Below are 22,325 nucleotides of genomic sequence, written 5' to 3'. Positions count from 1 at the left end.
CGGTGGACGGCAATGCGGCTGACAGCAAGGCCGGCGCCTGTGCGGCACCGGCCGGGGATGGATCATTCGAACAGGCGCTTGTCCTTGGCGTACTCGCGGGCCTGGTTGCGGGTCACCAGGCTGCGCTTGACCAGATCCTGCAGGTTCTGGTCAAGGGTCTGCATGCCCATGGCCTGGCCGGTCTGGATGGCCGAGTACATCTGCGCCACCTTGTCCTCGCGGATCAGGTTACGGATGGCCGGGGTGGCCACCATGATTTCATGCGACGCCACGCGACCGCCGCCAACCCTCTTCAGCAGGGCCTGGGAAATCACCGCACGCAGTGATTCGGACAGCATCGAGCGCACCATCGGCTTTTCGCCGGCCGGGAACACGTCGATGATACGGTCGATGGTCTTGGCCGCCGAGCTGGTGTGCAGGGTGCCGAACACCAGGTGGCCGGTTTCCGCAGCGGTCAGGGCCAGACGGATGGTTTCCAGGTCACGCAATTCGCCGACCAGGATGATGTCCGGATCCTCACGCAGGGCCGAGCGCAGCGCTTCGTTGAAGCCGTGGGTGTCACGGTGCACTTCGCGCTGGTTGATCAGGCACTTCTGCGGGGTGTGGACGAATTCGATCGGGTCCTCGACGGTGAGGATGTGGCCGTATTCGTTCTTGTTGATGTGGTCGATCATCGCTGCCAGCGTGGTCGACTTGCCCGAGCCGGTCGGCCCGGTGACCAGGATCAGGCCCTGCGGCTGTTCGATCAGCTCACGGAAAATCGGCGGGCAGGCCAGGTCTTCCAGGGTCAGCACTTCGGAGGGAATGGTACGGAACACCGCACCGGCACCACGGTTCTGGTTGAACGCGTTGACACGGAAGCGCGCCAGCGAGGGAATCTCGAAGGAGAAGTCGACCTCGAGGAACTCTTCAAAGTCACGGCGCTGCTTGTCGCTCATGATGTCGTAGACCAGCGCATGGACCTGCTTGTGGTCCAGGGCCGGAATGTTGATGCGACGCACGTCGCCATCAACACGGATCATCGGCGGCAGGCCTGCAGACAGGTGCAAGTCCGATGCTTTGTTCTTAACCGAGAACGCCAGAAGTTCGGCGATATCCATGTGCTTTGTATCCCCTGTATAGCCGTTGGCTGGAAGGATTGTTCCCCAAGCTGCAGTATAGCCTCCTTCGCTCAGCGGGAAATATTGCGTGTCCTCCTCCCCCCTGTCCTTGATCCTGACCCGGCTTGATGCCCTGGCCGGTGCTTGCGGCCAGCATCCGGCGCGTCTGCTGGCGGTGTCCAAGACCCAGCCGGCAGCGGCAGTGGCCGCCCTGGCCGCACAGGGCCAGCGTGCCTTCGGTGAAAACTACGTGCAGGAAGCCGTGGCCAAGATTGGCGAACTGGCCGCGCTGGGGCTGGAGTGGCACCTGATCGGCCATCTGCAGTCCAACAAGGCCGAGCTGGCCGCCACCCACTTTGACTGGGTACAGAGCGTGGACCGGCCCAAGCTGGTGGATGCCCTGGCCCGTTACCGCCCGGCCAACCTGCCGCCGTTGAACGTGCTGATCCAGGTCAACATCGATGACGAGGACAGCAAGCATGGCTGCGCCCCGGAGCAGGTGCTGGCCCTGGCCAGCCGGATCGCCGCACAGCCGCGCCTGCAGCTGCGTGGGCTGATGGCCATTCCGGCCGCCCACGCCGATCCGCAGCATTCCCTGCCCGCCTTCCAGGCGATGGCCGCCCTGCTGCAGCGCCTGCAGGCCGATTTCCCCCAGGCCGACACCCTGTCCATGGGCATGAGCGCGGACTATCCGCAGGCCGTGGCCGCCGGCGCCAACATGGTCCGGGTCGGCAGTGCCCTGTTCGGTGCCCGCCCGGCCAGATCCACCGACGCCCCACATTGAATCCACAACAAAGGAATCCGGCCATGTCTTCTTCGCTTCTGGTGAGCTTCATTGGTGGTGGCAACATGGCGCGCAGCCTGATCGCCGGCCTGATTGCCGCAGGTACGCCGGCCAGCGCCATCGAGGTGATCGAGCCGCTCGATGCCCTGCGCGCAGACCTGGCCCAGCGCTACGGCATCATCACGGCTGCTTCCATTGCCGAAGCCAACCTGGCCGCCGGCAGCTGGGTCCTGGCGGTCAAACCCCAGGTCATGGCCAGCGTCTGCAGCGAACTTGCCGGGCGCATCAACACCTCCCAGCTGGTGATCTCCATTGCCGCCGGCATCACCACCGCCACCCTGCAGCACGCGCTGGGCAGCCGTGCCCGCATCGTGCGCGCCATGCCCAACACCCCGGCACTACTCGGCGCCGGCATGAGCGGCCTGTACGCCGGCAGCGATGTCGATGCCAGCGCGCGCGCGCAGGCCACCCAGATCCTGGCCGCGGCCGGTCAGGTGCGCTGGATCGATGAGGAATCCTTGATGGATGCGGTAACCGCCGTGTCCGGCTCGGGCCCGGCCTACCTGTTCGCGGTGGCCGAAGCCATGGAGGCCGCCGCTGTTGCCCAGGGGCTGGATGCCGACAGCGCCCACCAACTGGTGGTGCAGACCATCATCGGGGCCGGCCGCATGCTGGCCGAAAGCGGGCAGACGCCCGGCCAGCTGCGTCAGGCGGTGACCTCTCCCAATGGCACCACCCAGGCAGCGCTGGAAGTGCTCCAGCACGGTGGCCTGGGCACGCTTTTCGATGCGGCCATTGCCGCTGCCGCCGAACGTGGCCGCCAGCTGGCCAAGTCAGGTTAATTGTCCAAACTGCAAAATGGCACACACTTCGGCTGCGACACATGCAGCCAAAAACGTGGACAGCGGTCACCAGACAATCAACACTGCTCGGACAGATGTTGTGAGTTGAAGTCCTGCTGCACGGTTTGTACAGGGGAAGCTGCCAGGGGGTTGGCAGCAAGCAGAGCGACCAGTTTCGGGATTTTCAATGACGGTAGAATTTTTGCACTTTGGCAGTGAGCCATGCTCGCGGCCTGGAAAGATTGATTTTGTCGATTGGGGCATCCAGTTGGGTCGGCGCACGATCCTGACCCAGATCAGCCTGTCCATCAGCGGCCCGGGCGTGACCGTGCTGATGGGCCCGGCCGGCACCGGCAAATCCACCCTGCTCAAGACCCTGGCCGGCCTGCACAGCGCCCACGGCAGCAGCAGTGGGCAGATCCTGCTCGATGGCCAGCCCCTGCAGTTGGCCGCCGGCGTCCCGCCCGCACTGGCCCAGCAGCACCCGCGTGAACTGGACTTCAGTGTCCTGGACACCCTGATTGCCGCCCAACGCGGCAATGGCATGACCCCGGCGCAGATGCGCCAGCGCGCCCTGGATACCCTGCAGCAGCTGCAGCAGTCCGCGCTGATCGAACACCAGCAGCAGCGCCTGTTCGACCTTCCCCGTGAGTTGATGCGTTGCGCGTTGATCATCCGCGCCGTGCTCACCGGCAGCCCGATCCTGCTCATCGACGAACCCACCAGCGATCTGGACGAGAGCCAGAGCCAGCGTGTCCTGCAGCTGATCACCTCCCTGGCCACCACCCACACCTGCATCGTGGTGCTGCATCACCAGCAACAGGCCCGCCAGATCGCCGATCGCGTGGTGCTGCTGGCCGGCGGCCGGGTCCAGGTCGCTGCCGACAGCAACACCTTCTTCGACAATCCCCAGGCACACCCGGTGCTGGCCCAGTTCCTGCGCACCGGCAGTTGCCATGTGCCGGCACCGGATGCCCGCCCCGAAGAGCTGGAGGCCGGTGTCCTGCTCGACTCGACGCCAGCCAGCATCGTGGCGGCAGCGCCGGCCACGCCCGTGGCCGCTGCGGTCATCGCCGTGCCGTCGCCAACAGCTGCAAACGACGCGCCAGCAGCGCCGATGAGCGCTGCCGACGGCAACCAGGCCAGCATCACCGTCGGTCTGGGCCTGCCTTACGAACTGCCGCCCGGCGTGATGCCGGCCAGCCGTGGCCCCAATGGCTTCCATTGGCTGGTGCCCGGCAAGCTGGCCGGCTGTCCGATGCCCGGGGCGATGCTGCCGATCGAGCATGACCTGGTCCTGCTGCGCAATGTCGGGGTCACGGTGCTGATCAACCTGACCGAAAGACCGATGAGCGATACCGCCATCCCGGCCGCCGGCCTGCGCACCCTGCACATGGGCGTGGAGGACCGCAATGCACCGCCACTGATGTGGATGAAGATGCTGCTGGTCAAGATCGACCGCCTGATCGCCCAGGGCGAAGTGGTCGCCGTGCACTGCCTGGCCGGCCTTGGCCGCACCGGCACCGTGCTTGGCAGCTGGCTGATCCGCCAGGGCCTGACCGCCGAAGAATCACTGCGACGACTGCGCGCCATCGAACCTGGTTTCGTGCAGTCGGCCGTGCAGGAACAACTGCTGCATGAGCTGGAAACCAACCTGCTCATCCGCGCCCCTGATCTGTAACCCCCCCACGCCATCGCCAGGAACCTTGAATGTCACTTGACGCCACCATCCAAAAGTCCGTCGCCTCCATCCCCGAATGTCTGGCCGCCGGCTATGTCGATATCTCCTCGGGCATGCTGCTGTCAGTACGCACCGTCGACTCGCACCCGCGTGAAGTGCTGGACCTGGTCGCCGCCGCCACTGCCGACCTGTACGAAGGCCCGAACGTGCGCGCCATCGAACAGATGTTCCGTCGCTCGCGCGGCCTGCCCGAAGGTGAAGGCGCCCACTACTTCCAGGAAATCATCGTCAACAGCGAAAACCTGATCCACGTGTTCATGCGCGGCAAGCGCTACCCGAGCTACGTGATGGTGTTTGTCTGCCGTCGCACTGCCAACCTGGGCATGGCGCTGACCAAGGCCCGCCTGGCGATGCCGGAAATCGAAGCGGCCGTCTGACCGGCATCGGCAATACCCAAACCGCGGCCTGAAGCCGCGGTTTTTTGTTGCCTGCCAGTTGCCCGCTTACGGCGTGGCCGGCTGCAGCCCCTGCGGCAGGTCACCGTCCTCGGCCAGTTCCTCGTGCAGGATGCGCCGCACCTCCAGCACTGCTTCGGGCGTTTCCTGCACGCTGTGCCAGGCAGTGATCACCTTTTCCGACTGCGCGCCGCTCAGGTGGGCACTCCAGTACGGCACCAGACCATCGTCGGACTGCTCCAGTGCCACGGCCGGATCACGCCGGGCGATGATGGAGTGGTAAGGCAGGCCACTGCGCAGTGGCAGGCCGGCGGCGGCACGGATGAAAGGATCGGTCGCCTTGAGGTTGTCGATGCTGTTGGGCACGCGCGGCTTTTGTTTGTCATCGCCCTCACCTTCGCTGGCCGCCGTGGGATCGGCCAGCAGCTGCACCACATCGGCAAAACCGCCGAGGATGGTCAGCGGCAGGCGCACCAGCTTGCCGATGAAGTTGCCCAGGCCACGGTTGGCGATGTCGGTGCCCTGGTGCGGGCTGGCGATGAAGATGGCCCGGCTGACATTGGCCTGCGGCTGGTAGCGCAGGATCGGCCCGAGGCGACGCTGGACCCGCTCACGACGCTGGTCATCCAGGGCAAAGCCCGCCAGCACCGACTCCATCAAGGAGTCACCGGGGGTGCTGAGCATCAGCCGGGCCAGGATGCCGCCCATCGAATGGCCGACAAACACCATGTCCTGGCTGGCCGGTGCGGTGCCCTGCGGGTCGAAATGGGCCAGGGTCCGGTTCAGTGCCCGCGAGATGGTGTAGCGGTTCAGGCCAACCGGGGCATTGGTGGGGTAATACACAGACCACACCTGGTACTTGTCACGCAGGACCTTGTCACCGGTCACCTCGTTGACCAGGTTGACCCAGGCTTCCGGACTGCTGGCCAGGCCATGCAGCAGGAAGATGATCCGCTTGTCCGGGTCATAGGGCTGCATCAGGTAGATGTGCGGCTGGGTGATCCCCTCGCTGCGCCCGAACAGAGTGCGCAGCGATTCGGTGGCAAAGCCCGCATCAGCCAGCCACAGCCCATAGGCGGCAGTGAAATTGGCCGCCAGCGGCACCGTATTGCCTTCCATGCTGATGGTCTGCGTGCGCTCCGGCGCGTACACCTCCAGGCTGAGCTCGCGCGAGGCCAGGATCTGCTCCAGGCTGTTGCCGGCAAAACGCAGCACCGCGGTGGCATTGACCGCCGGCATCTCGCTGAACAACGGTACGTTGCTGGCGGGGCTGCGCCGCTCTTCCGGCTCGGTGTCGGCCAGCGGCACGGTCAGCCGCTGTGGCTCCATCACCACCACCAGCTCGGCACCGAAGCCATCGCGCCGGTAGGTGCTGCGCAGGCCGGCAAAACTGATGCTGGAGGCGGCCATCATCGAACGCGGCACGCTCTGCAGGCCCAGCGCGTCATAACGGGCGGTGATCTTCCAGCCCTGCTCGGCAACATGGATGCCGGTGCCGCTGCCACCGGCAGCCGCCTGCTCACGGGCACGCTCGAACAATCCCGAGGTCACCTGCTCCACGGCATGGTTGTAGTAATCACGCACCTGCAGCTGGCGATCCTCCAATGCCCGCTGCGACGGTGTACGCCCGGAGAAAAACAGGTAGGCGTAGGCGTAACGCGCGGTTTCCAGCCAGGCATCACCGGCAATCTGCGAGGCAGCGCCACCGGCCTTGCGGTCCACCTCGGCCTGGGCCAGGGCGCTCAGGGTCCACAGTTCGGCCAGGGCGGCCAGGCGCACCTCGTTGCTCACACCGGGGCGCTGGCCCATCTGGCTGATGCAGTCGGCGGTCTGCTTTACGCAGGTGGCCGGATCGATCCCGATCACCTGCAATGCCTCCTGGGTGGCGTGACCCAGCTTGCCACTGCTGAGCACGTCAGAGCGCTTGGCCGCGGTGAAATCCGGCGTGGCCACCGTGCGCATCTTGACCATGGCGCAGCCACTGCCCATGCCCAGCAGCACCGTCACCAGCAACAAACGCATCAGCCGATGCGCCCCAAGATGCTTACTCATCCACCGCTCCCTGATCAATTCCCGGCACACCCTGACGGATACGCTGCGAAAAATGCGTGCTGGCCCCGTCGGCGCGTGCGCGCCCGGTGATCCGCCCGTGCTGTTTCAATGCTGCCGGCGCCACGCCCTGCGGCAAGGCTCCCTGCTGTTGCAGATAATCGTCAAAGTAGCCCGATGCGAGCAAGCGCCAGTCCAGCGGCAGATCCGGGCTGACCTTGCGCGCCAGCTGCCAGACGATCGTGGTGCAGTTGCTGGTCAAGGTGTTGTAAAAAGCCGGCGCCCGGTCCAGCGCACGGGCCTGCTCCAGATAGGCCACGAACAGCTCGCGCAAGGCCTGCCCCTGCAGGGCGCTGACCCGGTACAGATAGACGTCCTCGCCACGGGCATTGGTACGCGTAGCCACGATGTCACGCTCGTCGGCAGCGACCAGGGTCATTTCATAGCGGCGGAAGAAGCCGGCCAGGGCATCGAAGGATTCATCGTGCTCCTTGCGGATCTCCAGCGAGAACACCAGCTGGCGGCCATCGGCAAAACCGAAGGAGACCAAGGTGTGGGCAATGGTCGGGCCCATCCAGTAGGAAAGCAGCACATCGGCACTTTGCAGCTGCTGCAGGTCGTAACGGCGCGGCTCCCAGACGATGTCGTAATCGGTTTCGCTGCGCCAGGTGAAGTTGCGCACGTTGTCCAGCACCACATGCCGGCCATCGAAGCTGCGCACGTGCAGGCGCCGGGCCACATCATCGGCCCACTGCCGGTCCTGTGACGGATGCAGGCTGTTCCAGAACACACTCAGGCCCAGCAAGGCGAGCAGGAAGGCCAACCCGGTCCAGGCCAGGCCACGGCCGGGATCACGCCAGAACCACCACAGCAGGGCCAGCGACAAGCCCCCCCACAACAGCATACCCAGGCCATGCACGGCACCACTGGCATGGAAATGGATGACCCCCGCACCCCAGATTGCCACCACCAGCAACAGCAGCGTAGCCAGCAGCTTGCCAATCCGTCTTATCCATACCGCCATACCGATGCCACCTGCACAAGAGATGTCGCATCGTGCCAGTTGCGCGGCATGGATGGCGAGAAACGCCTGCCGCAGCACGCCATGAACAGCGATGCAGGGTGCTGATGGCCGGCCATGCCGCGGTGACAGGCAACAAAAAAGCCACTGCAAGCAGTGGCTTTTTTCGTTTCGCGAGTGGTGGGCGATACAGGGTTCGAACCTGTGACCCTTGCCGTGTGAAGGCAATGCTCTACCGCTGAGCTAACCGCCCGTGTCGCGATGAGGGAAATTATAGAGATTACTTGAAGAAGGTCAACACTTTTGTGAAAAATTTTTTCACATAGTCTGTGTGGGCTTGTCAGCGCCGAGCGCGCCGGCCAGCAGGGTTTCGATCTTGTTGCGGATCGCCTCCCCTTCCGGGCCATCAGCCAGCTGCACGCCGATGCCGGCCGAGCGGTTGCCCTGCGCCCCCATCGGGGTGGTCCAGACCACCTTGCCGGCCACCGGCAGGCGTTCGGCCGAATCGGGCAGGCTCAGCAGCACGAACACTTCATCGCCCAGGAAATAGCGCTTGGGCGTGGGCACGAAGACCCCGCCGTTCTTGATGAACGGCATGTACGCGCTGTACAGCGTCGGCTTGTCCTTGATCACCAGCGACAGGATGCCCTGGCGCGCGTTGACTGCACTCATTGTCTTGTCCCCTTGGGCAGCCCGGCCACGGCGGCCGGCCACCCCATCAGCAATTCAACCAAGGCCAGGTCCGCACGCACGGTGGTGCGCAACAGGTTCGCGGTGGCATTGGCGGCATCAAACCAGGCCGCCAGCTTGGGCAATCGTGCCGGCGCGGTCAACCCACAATCGCGCGCCTGCTCCAGTGCCAGTTCGGCGGCATGACGCAGGCGCAAGGCCAGCTGCTCATCGCCACTCCAGCGCGTGGCCAGTGCGGCAGCGCCCAGCTTGCCTGCCGCCAGCCGTGCCAGATCCGCGGCCACCTCCCCGCGCAGGGCCCAGCCACTGCCGGAAAGCCACTCATCGGCCAGTCCGGGGTGCCCGCGTGCCGCATCCAGCGCCGCGGCCGCGGTATCAGCGCCATGCCCACGCTGCTGCAGCCAGGCCAAGGCCTGATCATGCGGCGGCAGGCGGAACTCCAGGCGCTGGCAGCGGCTGCGGATGGTGGCCGGCAGACGGGCCGGCTCGTTGCACAGCAACCACACATAACGGCCCGGGGCCGGCTCTTCCAGGGTCTTGAGCAGGGCATTGGCCGCAGCGGTGTTGATTGCCTCGGCCGGTTCGATGATCACCACCTGGGCCTGGCCATACTGCGGGGTCAGCGCCAGCTTCTGGCTGACCTGGCGGATCTGCTCGATCACGATCTCGGTGCGCAGCTTGTCCCCGCTCTTGTTGGGGATGAAGGACACCAGCTGCAGGTCCGGATGGGTGCCGGCATCGATCAGGTGTGCGCTGCGCGCTGCAGCGGCCGGCTCGCCCTGGCACAGCAGATGACGGGCCAGCTGCAGGGCAACCGCACGCTTGCCGATCCCGGCCGGCCCGGCAAACAGCAGGCCATGACCCAGACGCCCGGCCTGCAGGCTGGCGATGACCTGGTCATGGATGCCCTGCTGCCACGGGGTCAGGCTGCCCATCAGGCCACCTGTTGCAGATAGGAGGTGACGGCGCGCTGTACCTGCTCCACCATCTGCGCCAACGGCAGACTGGCATCGATGCGGGCAAAGCGTTGCGGATCGGCCGCCATGCGCGCGGCAAAGCCGCCATGCACGCGCTCGAAGAAATCATCCTGCTCGCGCTCGATCGCATCGGGCACCCCGCCACGGCGCTGGACCCGCGCACGGCCAAGGGCCACCGGCACATCCAGCCACAGCGTCAGCCCAGGCAGAAAACCGACCACGCGCCGCTCCAGGTCGGCCAGCCAGGCCATATCCAGGCCCCGGCCGGCGCCTTGGTAGGCAAAGCTGGAATCGGTGAAACGGTCACACAGCACCCAATCACCACGCGCAAGCGCCGGCTCGATCACCTCGGCCACATGCTGGGCGCGGGCGGCAAACACCATCAGCAGCTCGGCTGACGGATGCAGGCGCTCGTCGGCATCGTCCTGGCGGCTGGCATGCAGCACCATCGCCCGCAGCTGTTCGGCCAGCGGGGTGCCGCCAGGTTCACGGCTGACCACCAGATTGGCACCGTCCGCCTGCAGGCAGTCGCGCACCGTGGCCAGGGCCGTACTCTTGCCCGCGCCCTCGCCCCCTTCCAGGGTGATCAGGCGCGCGCGGCGGGGAAGCACATCATTCATTGCGAAGCATTGTCCTGGCGCGCCTGACGCAGGCGCTGGAGATAATCGGCCACGGCCTTCTGGTGCCCGACATAGGTGGCCGAGAACACATGGCCGCCACTGCCATCACCGATGGCCACGAAATACAGCGCATCGCCATCGGCCGGGTGCGCGGTGGCCTGCAGTGCCGCACGCCCGGGCATGGCGATCGGCGTCGGGGGCAGGCCAGCGCGGGTATAGGTGTTGTAGGGGGTGTCGGTAGTCAGATGGCTCTTGCGGATGTTGCCGTCATAGGCCGAGCCGATGCCGTAGATCACGGTCGGATCGGTCTGCAGGCGCATGCCCATCTTCAAACGGCGCGCGAACACCCCGGCGATCTGCGGGCGCTCGGCCGCCAGGCCGGTTTCCTTTTCGATGATCGAGGCCAAGGTCAGCAGTTCATAGGGGCTGTTCAGAGGCAGGCCTTCGGCGCGGCCCTGCCAGGCCTGTTGCAAGGCCTGCTCCATTGCCGCATGGGCACGCTTGAGCACATCCAGGTCGCTGTCGCCACGCTGGTAAACATAGGTTTCGGGCAGGAAGCGGCCTTCCGGATGCTCACCGGCAAAGCCCAGCGCGGCCATCAGGGCCGCATCATCCAGTTCGGCGGCGTCCTGCTCCAGCGGCGTGGCCCGGGCCAGGGCCGAGCGCAGCTGGCGGAAGTTCCAGCCTTCCACGATGGTCAGGCGGTGCTGAACCACCTTGCCATCGCGCATGCGCAACAGCAGCTCGGACACGGTCAACGGGCCGGTCAGGTCGTACTCGCCGACCTTCAGCTTGCCGGCCGCATCCAGCTTGCGGGCCAGCAGCTGCCATTGCTGGTCATGGCCGTTGTCGATTCCGGCGGCACGCAATTTGGCCAGGACCCGAGTGAAGCTGTCACCGCGCTCGACCATGACCCGTTCGGCCACCGGATGCAGCGACTGGTCGGCAAAACCACGCTGGGCCTGCCAGGCCCAGCCGATCACACCGGCACACAACAGCCCGCCGAGCAGCACGAGCAGCAGCACTACGCGCAGGCAACCGCGCTTGGTCGGGGCCATCGGGCTCTCCGCAGTCATCAATCAGGTGGTACAGGATACCGTGCCACCGCGGCACTGCCGCAACGCATGCAACCGGCCTTGCGGACCGGTTGCATGCAGGTCACGCCAGGCAAGGCTTACAGGCGCTTGAACACCAGCGAGCCGTTGGTGCCACCGAAGCCGAAGCCGTTGGACAGGGCCACATCCACCTGCTGCTGGCGCGCGGTGTGCGGCACGTAATCCAGATCGCAACCCTCACCCGGATTGTCCAGGTTGATGGTCGGCGGAATGATGCCGTGCTGCAGGGCCAGCACCGAGAAGATCGCCTCCACGCCGCCGGCAGCGCCGAGCAGGTGGCCGGTCATCGACTTGGTCGAGCTGACCATCAGCTTGTAGGCGTGGTCACCAAAGGCGGCCTTGACCGCATCGCTCTCGCCCAGGTCACCCAGCGGGGTTGAGGTGCCGTGGGCATTGATGTAGCCCACCTGCTCGGCATTGACCTTGGCATCGCGCAGGGCCAGCTGCATGCAGCGCTTGGCGCCTTCGCCGCTCGGGGCGGTCATGTGGTACGCATCGGAGGTGGCACCGAAGCCGGCCAGCTCGCAGTAGATGCGCGCGCCACGGGCCTTGGCGTGTTCGTACTCCTCCAGCACCAGGATGCCGGCGCCATCGCTGAGCACGAAGCCGTCGCGGTCACGGTCCCACGGGCGCGAGGCGGCCTGCGGGGCGTCGTTGCGGGTGGACATGGCCTTCATCGCACAGAAACCGGCCATCGCCGTCGGTGCGGAGCCACGCTCGGCACCACCGGCCACCATCACGTCGGCATCGCCGTACTGGATCATGCGCATGGCCGTGCCGATGGAATGGTTGGCCGTGGCGCAGGCCGAGACCGGCGAGAAGGTCGGCCCCTTCAGGCCGCGCAGGATGCTCAGCTGCCCGGGCAGCATGTTGATGATGGTGCTGGGGATGTAGAAGGGGGAAATCTTGCGCGGGCCGCCTTCCAGGAACTTGGCGGTCTGCTCCTCGATACCGAGCAGGCCACCGATGCCGGCGCCGATCAGCGCACCCACGCGCTCGGCATTGGCCTCGGTGATTTCCAGGCCCGAGTCATCCAGCGCCATGAAGCTGGCGGCCAGGCCGTAATGGATGAACGGGTCCATCTTCTTGGCATCCTTGGCAGGAATACCGAAGTTGGCCACGTCAAATCCAGTGATCTGGCCGGCGATTTGGGTGCTGAACTGGCTGGCGTCATAGCTGCTGATCGGACCGATGCCCGAACGCCCTGCAACAATGCCTTCCCAGCTGGTGACCAGATCATTGCCCAGCGGGGAAATCATCCCCATGCCAGTCACGACGACGCGACGACTCATGCTCATTTCTCCTGCCCAGCACCCGGCTGGTGGCGACTATCGAGTAAAAAAAAGGGCCGCAGCGCGGCCCTTCTGGTTACGCCTTGATGGCCTTGATCGCTGATCGACCATCAAGCCATGACCGCGATCAGGCCTTGACGTGGGCCTTGACGTAGTCGATGGCAGCCTGGACGGTGCCGATCTTTTCAGCTTCTTCGTCCGGGATTTCGCACTCGAACTCTTCTTCCAGTGCCATCACCAGCTCAACGGTGTCCAGCGAGTCGGCACCCAGGTCATCGACGAACGATGCAGTGGTGGTGACTTCTTCTTCCTTGACGCCAAGCTGTTCAATGACGATTTTCTTGACGCGCTCTTCGATGGTGCTCATTGGGTATCGCTCCAGATGGAGTTGTGGTTCAAAAGATACCACCGGATAAGGTGGCCGTTGGATAGTGTAGTGGAAACTTCCGGGACAAGTGTCCCTGAAAAAAACCACCTAAATCAAACAATTAAAACAAGTGACAGGACCTTGCGGTCAGGCCATGTGCATCCCGCCATTCACATGCAGGGTTTCACCGGTGATGTAGTTGGCTGCCGGGCCGGCCAGGAAGGCCACTGCATCGGCGATGTCCTGCGCCTGGCCCAGACGGCCCAGGGCGATGGTGGTGGCCATCGCGGCCTTGGCATCCTCGGGCAGGTCACGGGTCATGTCGGTTTCAATGAAACCCGGGGCAACCACGTTGACGGTGATGCCACGCGAACCGATTTCCTTGGCCAGCGACTTGGAGAAGGCAATGATGCCGGCCTTGGCGGCGGCGTAGTTGGCCTGGCCCGCATTGCCGGTGACGCCGATGACCGAAGCGATGTTGATGATGCGGCCCTTGCGCGCCTTCATCATGCCGCGCATCACCGCCTTGGAGGAGCGGTAGACGCTGGTCAGGTTGGTATCCAGGATCGCCTGCCAGTCTTCGTCCTTCATCCGCATCAACAGGTTGTCGCGGGTGATGCCGGCATTGTTGACCAGGATGGAGATGGCGCCGAATTCCTTGGCGATGGCCTCGATCAATTCCTCGATCGCGCCGGCCTGGTTGACGTTGAGCACGCGGCCATGGCCGCCATTGGCTGCCAGACGCGCACCGATGGCAGCGGCGCCGCCTTCACTGGTGGCGGTGCCGATCACAATGGCGCCCTGAGCGGCCAGGGTGTCGGCAATGGCCGCACCGATACCGCGGCTGGCGCCGGTGACCAGGGCAATTTCACCTTGCAGGGGCTTGCTCATTTACTTGCATCCTCAAACTTGTGTGCGTCCGGCGCGCGGTTGCGCGCCCGGCATCCATTATCCACGCGGCCACTGGGCCAGGGCGGCGTCAAAGTCCGCCAGCGAACCCAGTGCACGGCCGTCGATGGACTTGTCGATCCGCTTGACCAGGCCGGTCAGCACCTTGCCCGGGCCGCACTCGGCCACGGCGGTCACGCCACGCGCTGCCAGCGCCTGCACGCAACCGGTCCACTGCACCGGCTGGTACAGCTGCTTGACCAGGGCGTCGGCAATGGCGGCGGTGCCGACATGTACCGCCGCATCCACGTTCTGCACCACCGGCAAGGCCGGCTCGCTGAAGCTCACTGCGGCAATCGCGCTGGCCAGCTGCTCGGCGGCATCGCGCATCAGCGGGGTGTGCGAAGGCACGCTCACCGCCAGCTTGACCGCCTTGCGCACGCCACGCTCGGCGAGCAGCGCAATGGCCCGGTCCACCGCCTCGGCGTTGCCGCCGATGACGATCTGGCCGGGCGAATTGAAGTTGGCCGGCACCAGCACCTGGCCCTGCGCCGCATCGGCACAGACCCCGGCCACCAGCGCATCCTCGGCACCCAGCACCGCCGCCATGCCACCGACACCGGCCGGACAGGCCGCCTGCATCAGCTGGCCGCGCAGGCGCACCAGACGCGCGCCGTCGTGCAGGCTCAGCGCCCCGGCAGCAACCAGCGCCGAATATTCGCCCAGGCTGTGCCCGGCCAGCTGCGCCGGCTGTGCACCGCCCTGGACCTGCCACAGACGCCACAGGGCGATCGAGGCGGCCAGCAGCGCCGGCTGGGTGAACTCGGTCTGCCCCAGCTGTGCTTCCGGCCCCTGCTGCGCCAGCGTCCACAGATCCACACCCGCGCCTTCGGAAGCCTCGGCGAAGGTGTCGATGATCGACGGATGGACTGCAGCCAGGTCGGCGAGCATGCCCAGCGACTGGGAACCCTGGCCGGGGAAGACAAATGCAAAGGTGGAATCGGTCACAGGCAATCAACTGATCTACAACGGTCGGGCCGCATAATAAGCGTGAACTGCGCAATCCGTCTGTACCGGCGCGTATGCACGGGCGCAACGGCCACAAACGACAACGCCCGCCGGCTACACCGACGGGCGCTGCAACAAACCGGGGCGATCAATAGCGCAGCAGCGCCGAACCCCAGGTAAAGCCGCCGCCAAAGGCCTCCAGCAGCAACAGTTGGCCGCGCTGGATGCGGCCCGAACGCACGGCGGCATCCAATGCCAGCGGCACCGAAGCGGCCGAGGTATTGCCATGCATGTCCACCGTCACCACCACCTGGTCCATGGACATGTCCAGACGCCTGGCGGTGGCTTCGATGATGCGCAGGTTGGCCTGGTGCGGCACCAGCCAGTCCAGGTCGGCCTTGCTCAGGCCGTTGGCTTCCAGGGCTTCGTCCACCACCGAATCCAGGGCCTTGACCGCGTACTTGAACACGTCATTGCCCTTCATCTTGATGGTGCCACTGGAACCAACACCATCACCGAAGCCGGCCGAGACACCGGCCGGGGTCCACAGCAGCTCCTTCTTGCTGCCGTCGGCATGCAGATGGGTGCTCAGGATGCCGGTATCGCTATCGGCCACCAGCACTGCCGCGCCGGCACCGTCACCGAACAGCACGCAGGTGGTGCGGTCGGTCCAGTCGATGATGCGGGTCAGGGTTTCAGCGCCGATCACCAGCACCTTCTTCGCATCACCGCAGCGGATGAACTTGTCGGCCACCGACAAGGCATACAGAAAACCGGAGCAGGCCGCATTGACATCCAGCGCAGCCGAGCCGGCTGCACCCAGACGGGCCTGCACCAGGCAAGCGGTGGACGGGAAGATCAAATCCGGCGTGGTGGTGCCGACGATGATCATGTCCAGCTCGTCGGCGGCGATGCCGGCAGCTTCCAGCGCGCGCAGCGCGGCCTCGTGGGCCAGGTCGCTGGTGGTCTGCCCGTCAGCGGCAATGTGGCGCTGGGTAATGCCAGTGCGCTCACGGATCCACTCGTCGCTGGTCTCAACGGTCTTGGCCAGATCCTCGTTGGTCAGCGCCTTCTCAGGCAGGTAGCTGCCAGTACCGGCAATTCGCGCGTAAATCCGCTCGCTCATCTGGTTACCTCAAAAACAGGAAAGGGGCGCCGAAGCGCCCCTGAAGCATAAGGCGCAAGGCCACCGGCAAGACAGCAGGCGGCCTTGTGGGCCGATCAGTCTTCGCTGACGACCGAAGCCTTGGTCGCAATCACCTTCTTGCCACGGTAGAAACCGTCGGCAGTGACGTGGTGACGGATATGCACTTCACCGGTGGTCGGATCGGTGGACAGCTGCTTGGCGCTCAGGGCGTCATGTGCACGGCGCATGCCGCGACGGGAAGGGGTGACACGGGATTTCTGCACAGCCATGGGATAGCTCCAAACTTGGTTCGATATGTTTCGTCGTTTCGTCGCACTCAGACGTCAGCGTCCGGTACCACTCGCTTTCGCCGCAGCCGCCGACGACGACCGGCTGCTATTGTTTCTTGAGAGAGGCCAATGCTGCAAATGGGTTGACCTTGGCGACCTCTTCGGCCGTGGCTTCCCAATCGCGATCAATGGCTTCACTGCCCGGCGACACCGGCACCAGCGGAACCGCCAGCACCAGCTCATCCTCGACCAGATCCAAGGGCTTGAGCTCGCCATCCTCGGCGATCAGCAAGGCCTCGTATCCTTCCGGCAACGCGGCTTCATCAGCCTCGTCACGGATCAACCCGAGACGCTGGACCGAGGAAATCTGATGCAGGTAGCGCTGCATCGTGCGCTGGCAAAGCAGCGGCAGTGCGGTTTCCAGGGTCAGTTCGACATATGACACGCGCAGGATCTCGTCACGACCGAACTCCAGCGCATAGGTGCACTGGCCTTCAGCATCAACAAGCAAGCCTTGCAGGCGGGTCAATTGCGCCAAAGACACCTGGCCGTCAAAGCGCTTGCGCGCATTGACCATCCGCCAGGCATCCAGCGATTCGGGTACGTTCGCGGACATAAGCCGCAGAATGGTAGGTTCCCGGAGCCGTGCTGTCAAACCGGTTGTTGCCATGCAGTTAAGCGCTTGCCCGCATCCGGCGCGCTGCCCAGACTACCGGCCTCCCCCTGCAGCACGCCTGACCATGCCCGCCCTGATCCTCGCCTCCACCTCCCCCTACCGTCGCGAACTGCTGCAACGGTTGGGCCTGGCCTTTGACTGCGCCCGCCCCGAGGTCCAGGAGGCCACCCTGCCCGGCGAGCCTCCGGCCGCCATGGCCCGGCGTCTGGCCCGCGAGAAAGCCCTGGCCGTGGCCAGCCGGCATCCCGGGCACTGGGTGATCGGCTCGGACCAGGCCGCCGACCTGGATGGCCAGCCCCTTGGCAAGCCCGGCAGCGTCGCTGCGGCCTGCGCCCAGCTGGCGGCGATGAGCGGCCGCCAGGTGCAGTTCCACACCGCCGTGTGCCTGGCCCGCGACGGTGAGCTGCTGCAGGCCTGCGACCTGACCAGCGTGCATTTCCGCCCCCTTGATGCCGGCAGCATTGCCCGCTATGTCCAGCGCGAACAGCCACTGGACTGCGCCGGCAGTTTCAAGTGCGAGGGCCTGGGCATCAGCCTGTTCCAGGCCATCGACAACCAGGACCCGACCGCGCTGATCGGCCTGCCCCTGATCGCCGTGTCACGGCTGCTGCGCGAGGCCGGCTTCAGCATTCCCTGAGCCAGCGCCAGCGGCAGGCATTGCGATTACCCGGCACCACTGCCATGGGTACTCACCCTGTCCGATCCACGAAGAAAGCTGCACGCAGGATTGCTCATCCAGCGCCAGCCCATAACGGGCGAGACCGTCGCCGGCAATGCGCCGCTCATGCAACCGCGCCGCGTCCTGCGTGGTGGCATCACGCGGCACCAACTGGCAGCGGTCACCACCTTGGTCATGTGCCACCACTGCCCGCAGTCCGCGCACACGACGGGCAAGCCACTCCAGCCGCTGGCAGCCGCCGTCCCGATTCAAGCCCAGCGCAGCGGCCCAGCCATTGATCCGGCCAAGGCGCGCGGTCTGCTTGTCCTGCGGCGCTGGCAACATTGCATAGTGGTGCTTTCGCGACTGCACGATAGTGGCTACCGCCTGCCGGTAGCCCTCGGACTCGGGGAACGTGCCCGCCACACCAACATAGCGGGCAGCGGCAGGCAGGAACGGGACACGCCAGGCCTGCGGCTCACCGCCGACCAACAGCACCACGCTCTGCCCGGGCGCGTCCATGGTCGGGGCCTGCACACGGAATCCCTCGCGTGCCCATGCCTCATGCCCCCAGCCATTGGCACCGAGCAAGGAGATCGCGACGCACACCGCCACCACCCTGCCCGCCCAGCGCGCGGCACGGGCTGCGGGCAGCAGCCGCTCCACCAGCAGCCAGAGCAGCAACGGCGCGATCAACTCCAGCACCACCAGGTAGCGATAGATGCTGAACATGCCCTGCCACAGCACATAGCCGGCGCAGAAGAACACCAGCAGTGCGAGCACGGCACGACTGGGCCGGGGACGTTCGCGCCGCACACCGAACAGGCGCGACAGCAACAGGGCAAGCCCCCCCAGGTACAGCAGCGGCCACAGGACCTGCAGCATCTTCACCTCACTGACCCGCCCCGGATCCAGTGAGAACAGCAGTGGCCAGGCCAGATGCTGCAACAGGTTGCTTGGCAGCCAACGCGTATCAGCCACCGCGATGGGCGCGGACAGGGGCGCCTGGAAATAGGCATTGAACTGCGGGAACAAAGGATTGCCGAACTGGACCCAGACCTGCCAGTACCACCAGCCTGCCAGCAGCGCGGCAGCCAGCAACGCGGAGGCAGTCAGCAGCGCAAGTCCCGCTACGCGGTGGCGCCAGACACCCCCGCCGGCAACGGTGGCCAGGCCCAGAGCGATGGCATAGACCGCATTGGTCAGTTTGAAGGCCACGGCAGTGCCAAGCAGCAGTCCGGCCAATACCCAGCAACCCAGCCCGATGTGGTTGCCCGCGCGCTGGCGCGACTGGGCCTGAAGCACAAGGTACACAGCGCCGATCACGAACACCGCACTGGTGTTGTCGGCCATGCTGCCGCCCAGTTCTGACAGGAAGGCGCTGGTGCACAGGCCTGCCAGCGCCAGCAAAGGCGCCAGACGGGCACGCTGCTCACGTTCGCCCAGCGCATGCAGCGCGATACCGGCCAGCGGCAGGAACACCAGGCCATGGAAGGCGCCGAGCAGGAAGCCGCCCAGTGGCGCCGGCAGCCGCACCATCAGCAGGTAGTGCAGCATGTCCAGCAGCGGGCTGAAGTAGCTCTGCATGTGCGCCGGCGCCAGGTCCTGCGCCCAACGTCCCTGCAATGCCGCATAACCGTTGTAGAGGTGGTAGTTGCGCAGGTCCCAGTTCGCATCCTGGCCCAGCAGCAACGCGACCAGACCGCCGAGAAGCATGACCGCAAACGATGCTCTGGCGATGTGGGCAGGCGAATGGAATGCGAAGCAGCGGTCCAGCACGCCCAGCATCCGCTGTGCAGTGGCACGCATCATGCCGCAGCCCCCACCTCAGCAGCCCGTACTTCAGCAGCCTGCACCGCGGCCGGCGCCGGCACAGCCAGATACGCCATGTGCTTGGTCTCGATGCGACCGCGTGTAACCGTGTCCAGGATCAGCCCGCAAGCGAGCAGCAGCTGACTCAGCAGCATCAACGCCGAGCACAGGATGGCGGTGGGGAAGCGCGGCACCAGCCCGGTTTCCAGGTAAGTCAGCAGCAATGGCACGGCCAGCACCACCGACAGCACCATGCAGGCGACACCGCCCACCGAGAAGAACAGCAGCGGCCGCTCACTCTTGAACAACTTGGCGATGGTGCACAGGATGCGCCAGCCATCACGCCAGGTATTGAGCTTGCTCTGCGAGCCCTCCGGCCGCACGCCATAGGCGGTATCCACCTCGGCCACCGGCATGCGCAGCTGCAGTGCGTGCACCGCCAGCTCGGTCTCGGTTTCAAAACCACGGGCATGGGCGGCAAAGGACTTGGCGTAGCGACGCGAAAACACCCGGTAGCCGGAGAGCATGTCATCGAAGCTGCGGCCGAACAGCAGGCCCACGCAGCGGGTCAGCAGCACGTTGCCGAAACGATGGCCGGGCCGGTAGGCCGCCTTCTCCTTGTCCCGCCGTGCGCCAACCACCATGTCCAGGCCATCGTCCAGCAGGCGCTGCACCAGGCGTGGCGCGGCCGCAGCCTCGTAGGTGTCATCACCATCGACCATGACGTAGATATCGGCCTCCACATCGGCGAAGCCGCGGCGCACCACGTTGCCCTTGCCCTGCAGCCCGACCGACAGCACGTGTGCACCTGCCTGGCGGGCCTGCCCTGCCGTGTCGTCGCTGGAATTGTTGTCCAGCACCACCACCTGCGCCCGGGGAAGATGCAGACGAAAGTCGGCGACGACCTTGGCGATGGTGGCCGCCTCGTTGTAGCAAGGCACCAGGACAGCAATACGCAGGTTTTTCATATGGATTTCCAGGCCGTATGGCCAGAAGGGTTGATATAGAGGGCGGTAAATTCAGCGGCTGATATGCAAGCGCTGTTCCGACCAGTCCTCGACGCTGCCGTCGTTGCCGTGCAGACGCAGGCCAAGCCAGTGCGTACCCGGCGGCAGCGCGGAGAGGTCCAGGCGGGCGTCAAAGCCCACCTGTGGATGCTGCGGGTCGCTACTGCCTGCCCACACCCCGCGCACCTCGCTGGTACGACCGTAGTCAGCCAGCATCACCGGCTTGCCATCCAGCAGCAGCTCCACACTGCGCAGGCCGACTCCATCCTTGAAGGCCCAGCCACGGACCTGGGCCTGGTCGCCCACCGTGGCACGCGGCAACGGGCTGTCGATCCAGGCCAGCGCCGGGGTCACACAGGCCTCGTCCGGGACCACGCCGGCCGGGCGCGGCGGCAGCCGCATCAACAGGAAACGCTGTCGCCCATGGTCGATGGAGACCGTGCGTGGACCCGGCAGTGGACCGACCCACTGGCACAACTGCTGGTAGCGGGCCAGCAGGTCACGGAAACGCTGGTCGGCAGGATTGATCACCAGCAACTGCGGCACGTCACTGCGGCCATCGCCGATCAGCTTCCACAGGGCCAGCTGGGCCGTGCGCCCATGCCGGTCATTCAAGGCATGCGGCAATACTGCGATCGAATCATCACCAAGCTGGAACCCCAGTTCGGAACCAACCTTGAAACTGCCGGCCAATATCCGGGTCCCGGCCGGCATCTGCGCCAGTTCATCGCGCACCGCCTCGGCCAATGGCTCCCAGCCAATGAAATTGCGCGGGTAGAACTTGTTGTCAGCCAGCACCTGGCGCCATTGCGGGCTGCTGGCCATGGCGTAATAGCCCAAGGCCACCACCCACCCCAGCAACAGGCTCAGCCACAACAGGCGACGCCAGCGCCTGGACCATCCCAGCAACAAGGCCGGCGCAGCAACCAGCAGGGCCAGATAGCCGGGCAACGGCCAATGGAAGCTGATGCGCTCCACATCGGTGAAAAAGCCCAGCGCGAAAATCATCGCGGTGGATATCCCGCCAGTGAGGGCGAAATAGCGCTGCTGCAGGTTCCAGTCCGTGCGCTTGCTGCCACGCCAGGCCACCAGCCACAGCAAGCCACACAGCAGCGGGGTCACGATCAACGGCTGGATCAGCAGGAAAAACACGCCCTCGTGGTGGAAGCTCCACGGGTGGCGATCAAGCAACTGGAAACGCAGCCCGGCATCGTGGTTGTCGGCATTCCAGGCCAGCAACGGCAACCAGGCCACGAAGCCCACACTCAACGCCATCCAGACCCGGCTGTCGCGCAGCAGGCGCCGTCCCTGCGGCAACAGCAACAGGGCGATCAGCCCCATGCCGATCACCCCGAGGAAGCGGTAATGACTCAGCGCACCAATGGCCAGGCCCAGGGCCAGCTCCACCGCGTTGGACGCATTGACCTGGCGCAGCAGGCGCGCCACCGCATGCAGGCAGAGCACCGCGGCCAGTGCCATCGGCACATCCGGCACTGCCAGCAGCCCCAGGGTGCCGGACAACGGCATCAGCAAGCACAAAATACCTGCCTGCCAACCAGCGGTCGGCCCGAACCAGCGCGCGGCCATGCGCACCACAAACCAGGGAATGATTGCGCCGATGGCCAAGAAAGGCAGGCGCAAGGCCAGTACATGCTGCCCACCCAGCTCCACTCCCAGGCGGGTCAGCCAGGCCGTCAGGCCGGGCAGGTCCGAATAAGCCGGCGCCAGATGCTGGCCTTCCTGCCAGTAGAACGCCTCATCGACGAACAGGGGCAATTGCGAAGCAATCAACAGTTTCAACGCTGCAGCAGTAGCCCACAGCACCAGAAACCATTTTTGCCACCGCGTTTGTGCCTCGACCACCATT

General features: G+C 65.5%; 22 protein-coding genes and 1 tRNA gene. 5 read left to right on the top strand and 18 right to left on the bottom strand.

The window, feature by feature from the left end:
• Positions 1-62: 62 nt before the first annotated feature.
• Positions 63-1,100, bottom strand: a complete 1,038-nt coding sequence (locus tag ABB30_RS01865; RefSeq protein WP_057636589.1) for a type IV pilus twitching motility protein PilT — start codon at positions 1,098-1,100, stop codon at positions 63-65.
• A gap of 88 nt (positions 1,101-1,188) precedes the next feature.
• Here ABB30_RS01865 and ABB30_RS01860 point away from each other — a divergent pair, with 88 nt between their 5' ends.
• The 4 genes from ABB30_RS01860 to ABB30_RS01845 all read left to right on the top strand — a co-directional run bounded on the left by ABB30_RS01860 (position 1,189) and on the right by ABB30_RS01845 (position 4,844).
• Positions 1,189-1,884: a YggS family pyridoxal phosphate-dependent enzyme gene (locus ABB30_RS01860; RefSeq protein WP_057636587.1), complete on the top strand. Its 696-nt coding sequence runs from the start codon at positions 1,189-1,191 to the stop codon at positions 1,882-1,884.
• Positions 1,885-1,907: 23 nt separating this feature from the next.
• Positions 1,908-2,726 (top strand): pyrroline-5-carboxylate reductase, encoded by an 819-nt coding sequence (gene proC / locus ABB30_RS01855; RefSeq protein ID WP_057636585.1) that lies wholly within the window; start codon positions 1,908-1,910, stop codon positions 2,724-2,726.
• Positions 2,727-2,994: 268 nt separating this feature from the next.
• Positions 2,995-4,407, top strand: a complete 1,413-nt coding sequence (locus ABB30_RS01850; RefSeq protein ID WP_057636583.1) for a phosphatase domain-containing putative toxin — start codon at positions 2,995-2,997, stop codon at positions 4,405-4,407.
• Positions 4,408-4,436: 29 nt separating this feature from the next.
• Positions 4,437-4,844, top strand: coding sequence for a hypothetical protein (locus ABB30_RS01845; protein WP_057636581.1), 408 nt, complete (start codon positions 4,437-4,439; stop codon positions 4,842-4,844).
• A gap of 66 nt (positions 4,845-4,910) precedes the next feature.
• Here the strand turns inward: ABB30_RS01845 and ABB30_RS01840 are convergent, their stop codons facing one another.
• The 14 genes from ABB30_RS01840 to ABB30_RS01775 form a co-directional block, all read right to left on the bottom strand.
• Positions 4,911-6,914, bottom strand: a complete 2,004-nt coding sequence (locus tag ABB30_RS01840; protein ID WP_057636580.1) for an esterase/lipase family protein — start codon at positions 6,912-6,914, stop codon at positions 4,911-4,913.
• Positions 6,907-7,887 (bottom strand): Lnb N-terminal periplasmic domain-containing protein, encoded by a 981-nt coding sequence (locus tag ABB30_RS01835; RefSeq protein WP_057636578.1) that lies wholly within the window; start codon positions 7,885-7,887, stop codon positions 6,907-6,909. The genes ABB30_RS01840 and ABB30_RS01835 overlap by 8 nt, the downstream gene beginning before the upstream one ends.
• A 223-nt stretch (positions 7,888-8,110) precedes the next feature.
• Positions 8,111-8,185: transfer RNA gene (locus ABB30_RS01830), tRNA-Val, on the bottom strand.
• A 65-nt stretch (positions 8,186-8,250) separates the two neighbouring features.
• Positions 8,251-8,604: a PilZ domain-containing protein gene (locus tag ABB30_RS01825; RefSeq protein ID WP_057636576.1), complete on the bottom strand. Its 354-nt coding sequence runs from the start codon at positions 8,602-8,604 to the stop codon at positions 8,251-8,253.
• A complete protein-coding gene (locus ABB30_RS01820) occupies positions 8,601-9,560 on the bottom strand; it encodes a DNA polymerase III subunit delta' (RefSeq protein WP_211263435.1) in 960 nt (319 codons plus the stop codon). Before ABB30_RS01820 ends, ABB30_RS01825 begins: the two co-directional genes overlap by 4 nt.
• On the bottom strand, positions 9,557-10,219 hold the full coding sequence (gene tmk / locus ABB30_RS01815) for a dTMP kinase (protein ID WP_057636572.1): 663 nt from the start codon (positions 10,217-10,219) through the stop codon (positions 9,557-9,559). The genes ABB30_RS01820 and tmk overlap by 4 nt, the downstream gene beginning before the upstream one ends.
• Positions 10,216-11,277 carry an endolytic transglycosylase MltG gene (gene mltG / locus ABB30_RS01810; RefSeq protein WP_057636570.1) on the bottom strand — a complete coding sequence of 354 codons (1,062 nt, stop codon included), beginning with the start codon at positions 11,275-11,277 and terminating at the stop codon, positions 10,216-10,218. Before mltG ends, tmk begins: the two co-directional genes overlap by 4 nt.
• 116 nt (positions 11,278-11,393) lie before the next feature.
• The gene (fabF, locus tag ABB30_RS01805) at positions 11,394-12,626 is read right to left on the bottom strand and encodes a beta-ketoacyl-ACP synthase II (protein WP_057636569.1); all 1,233 of its coding nucleotides are present in this window, start codon (positions 12,624-12,626) and stop codon (positions 11,394-11,396) included.
• 127 nt (positions 12,627-12,753) lie between these two features.
• Positions 12,754-12,993, bottom strand: a complete 240-nt coding sequence (acpP, locus tag ABB30_RS01800) for an acyl carrier protein (RefSeq protein WP_057636567.1) — start codon at positions 12,991-12,993, stop codon at positions 12,754-12,756.
• A 147-nt stretch (positions 12,994-13,140) separates the two neighbouring features.
• Positions 13,141-13,884 (bottom strand): 3-oxoacyl-ACP reductase FabG, encoded by a 744-nt coding sequence (gene fabG / locus ABB30_RS01795; protein WP_057636565.1) that lies wholly within the window; start codon positions 13,882-13,884, stop codon positions 13,141-13,143.
• 57 nt (positions 13,885-13,941) lie between these two features.
• On the bottom strand, positions 13,942-14,889 hold the full coding sequence (fabD, locus tag ABB30_RS01790; protein WP_057636563.1) for an ACP S-malonyltransferase: 948 nt from the start codon (positions 14,887-14,889) through the stop codon (positions 13,942-13,944).
• A gap of 148 nt (positions 14,890-15,037) precedes the next feature.
• Positions 15,038-16,015 (bottom strand): beta-ketoacyl-ACP synthase III, encoded by a 978-nt coding sequence (locus tag ABB30_RS01785; protein ID WP_057636561.1) that lies wholly within the window; start codon positions 16,013-16,015, stop codon positions 15,038-15,040.
• A 95-nt stretch (positions 16,016-16,110) separates the two neighbouring features.
• Positions 16,111-16,305, bottom strand: a complete 195-nt coding sequence (gene rpmF, locus ABB30_RS01780; RefSeq protein WP_057636560.1) for a 50S ribosomal protein L32 — start codon at positions 16,303-16,305, stop codon at positions 16,111-16,113.
• A gap of 106 nt (positions 16,306-16,411) precedes the next feature.
• Positions 16,412-16,921 carry a YceD family protein gene (locus tag ABB30_RS01775; protein ID WP_057636558.1) on the bottom strand — a complete coding sequence of 170 codons (510 nt, stop codon included), beginning with the start codon at positions 16,919-16,921 and terminating at the stop codon, positions 16,412-16,414.
• A 124-nt stretch (positions 16,922-17,045) separates the two neighbouring features.
• On the opposite strand from ABB30_RS01775, the gene ABB30_RS01770 reads away from it, so the two are divergent.
• On the top strand, positions 17,046-17,618 hold the full coding sequence (locus tag ABB30_RS01770; protein WP_057636555.1) for a Maf family protein: 573 nt from the start codon (positions 17,046-17,048) through the stop codon (positions 17,616-17,618).
• Here ABB30_RS01770 and ABB30_RS01765 read toward each other — a convergent pair.
• The 3 genes from ABB30_RS01765 to ABB30_RS01755 are packed head-to-tail and all read right to left on the bottom strand — an operon-like array spanning position 17,580 to position 22,324.
• Positions 17,580-19,451 carry a hypothetical protein gene (locus ABB30_RS01765; protein ID WP_083489621.1) on the bottom strand — a complete coding sequence of 624 codons (1,872 nt, stop codon included), beginning with the start codon at positions 19,449-19,451 and terminating at the stop codon, positions 17,580-17,582. The two genes, ABB30_RS01770 and ABB30_RS01765, sit on opposite strands and share 39 nt — an antisense overlap.
• Positions 19,448-20,419 (bottom strand): glycosyltransferase family 2 protein, encoded by a 972-nt coding sequence (locus tag ABB30_RS01760; RefSeq protein WP_057636552.1) that lies wholly within the window; start codon positions 20,417-20,419, stop codon positions 19,448-19,450. The genes ABB30_RS01765 and ABB30_RS01760 overlap by 4 nt, the downstream gene beginning before the upstream one ends.
• 51 nt (positions 20,420-20,470) lie before the next feature.
• Positions 20,471-22,324 carry an ArnT family glycosyltransferase gene (locus tag ABB30_RS01755; RefSeq protein WP_057636550.1) on the bottom strand — a complete coding sequence of 618 codons (1,854 nt, stop codon included), beginning with the start codon at positions 22,322-22,324 and terminating at the stop codon, positions 20,471-20,473.
• Position 22,325 lies beyond the last annotated feature (1 nt).

This window comes from Stenotrophomonas ginsengisoli (assembly GCF_001431485.1).
Taxonomy (GTDB): Bacteria; Pseudomonadota; Gammaproteobacteria; order Xanthomonadales; family Xanthomonadaceae; genus Stenotrophomonas; species Stenotrophomonas ginsengisoli.
Note: the sequence above shows the minus strand (reverse complement) of the source record. Positions and strands in the feature narration are given on the sequence as shown.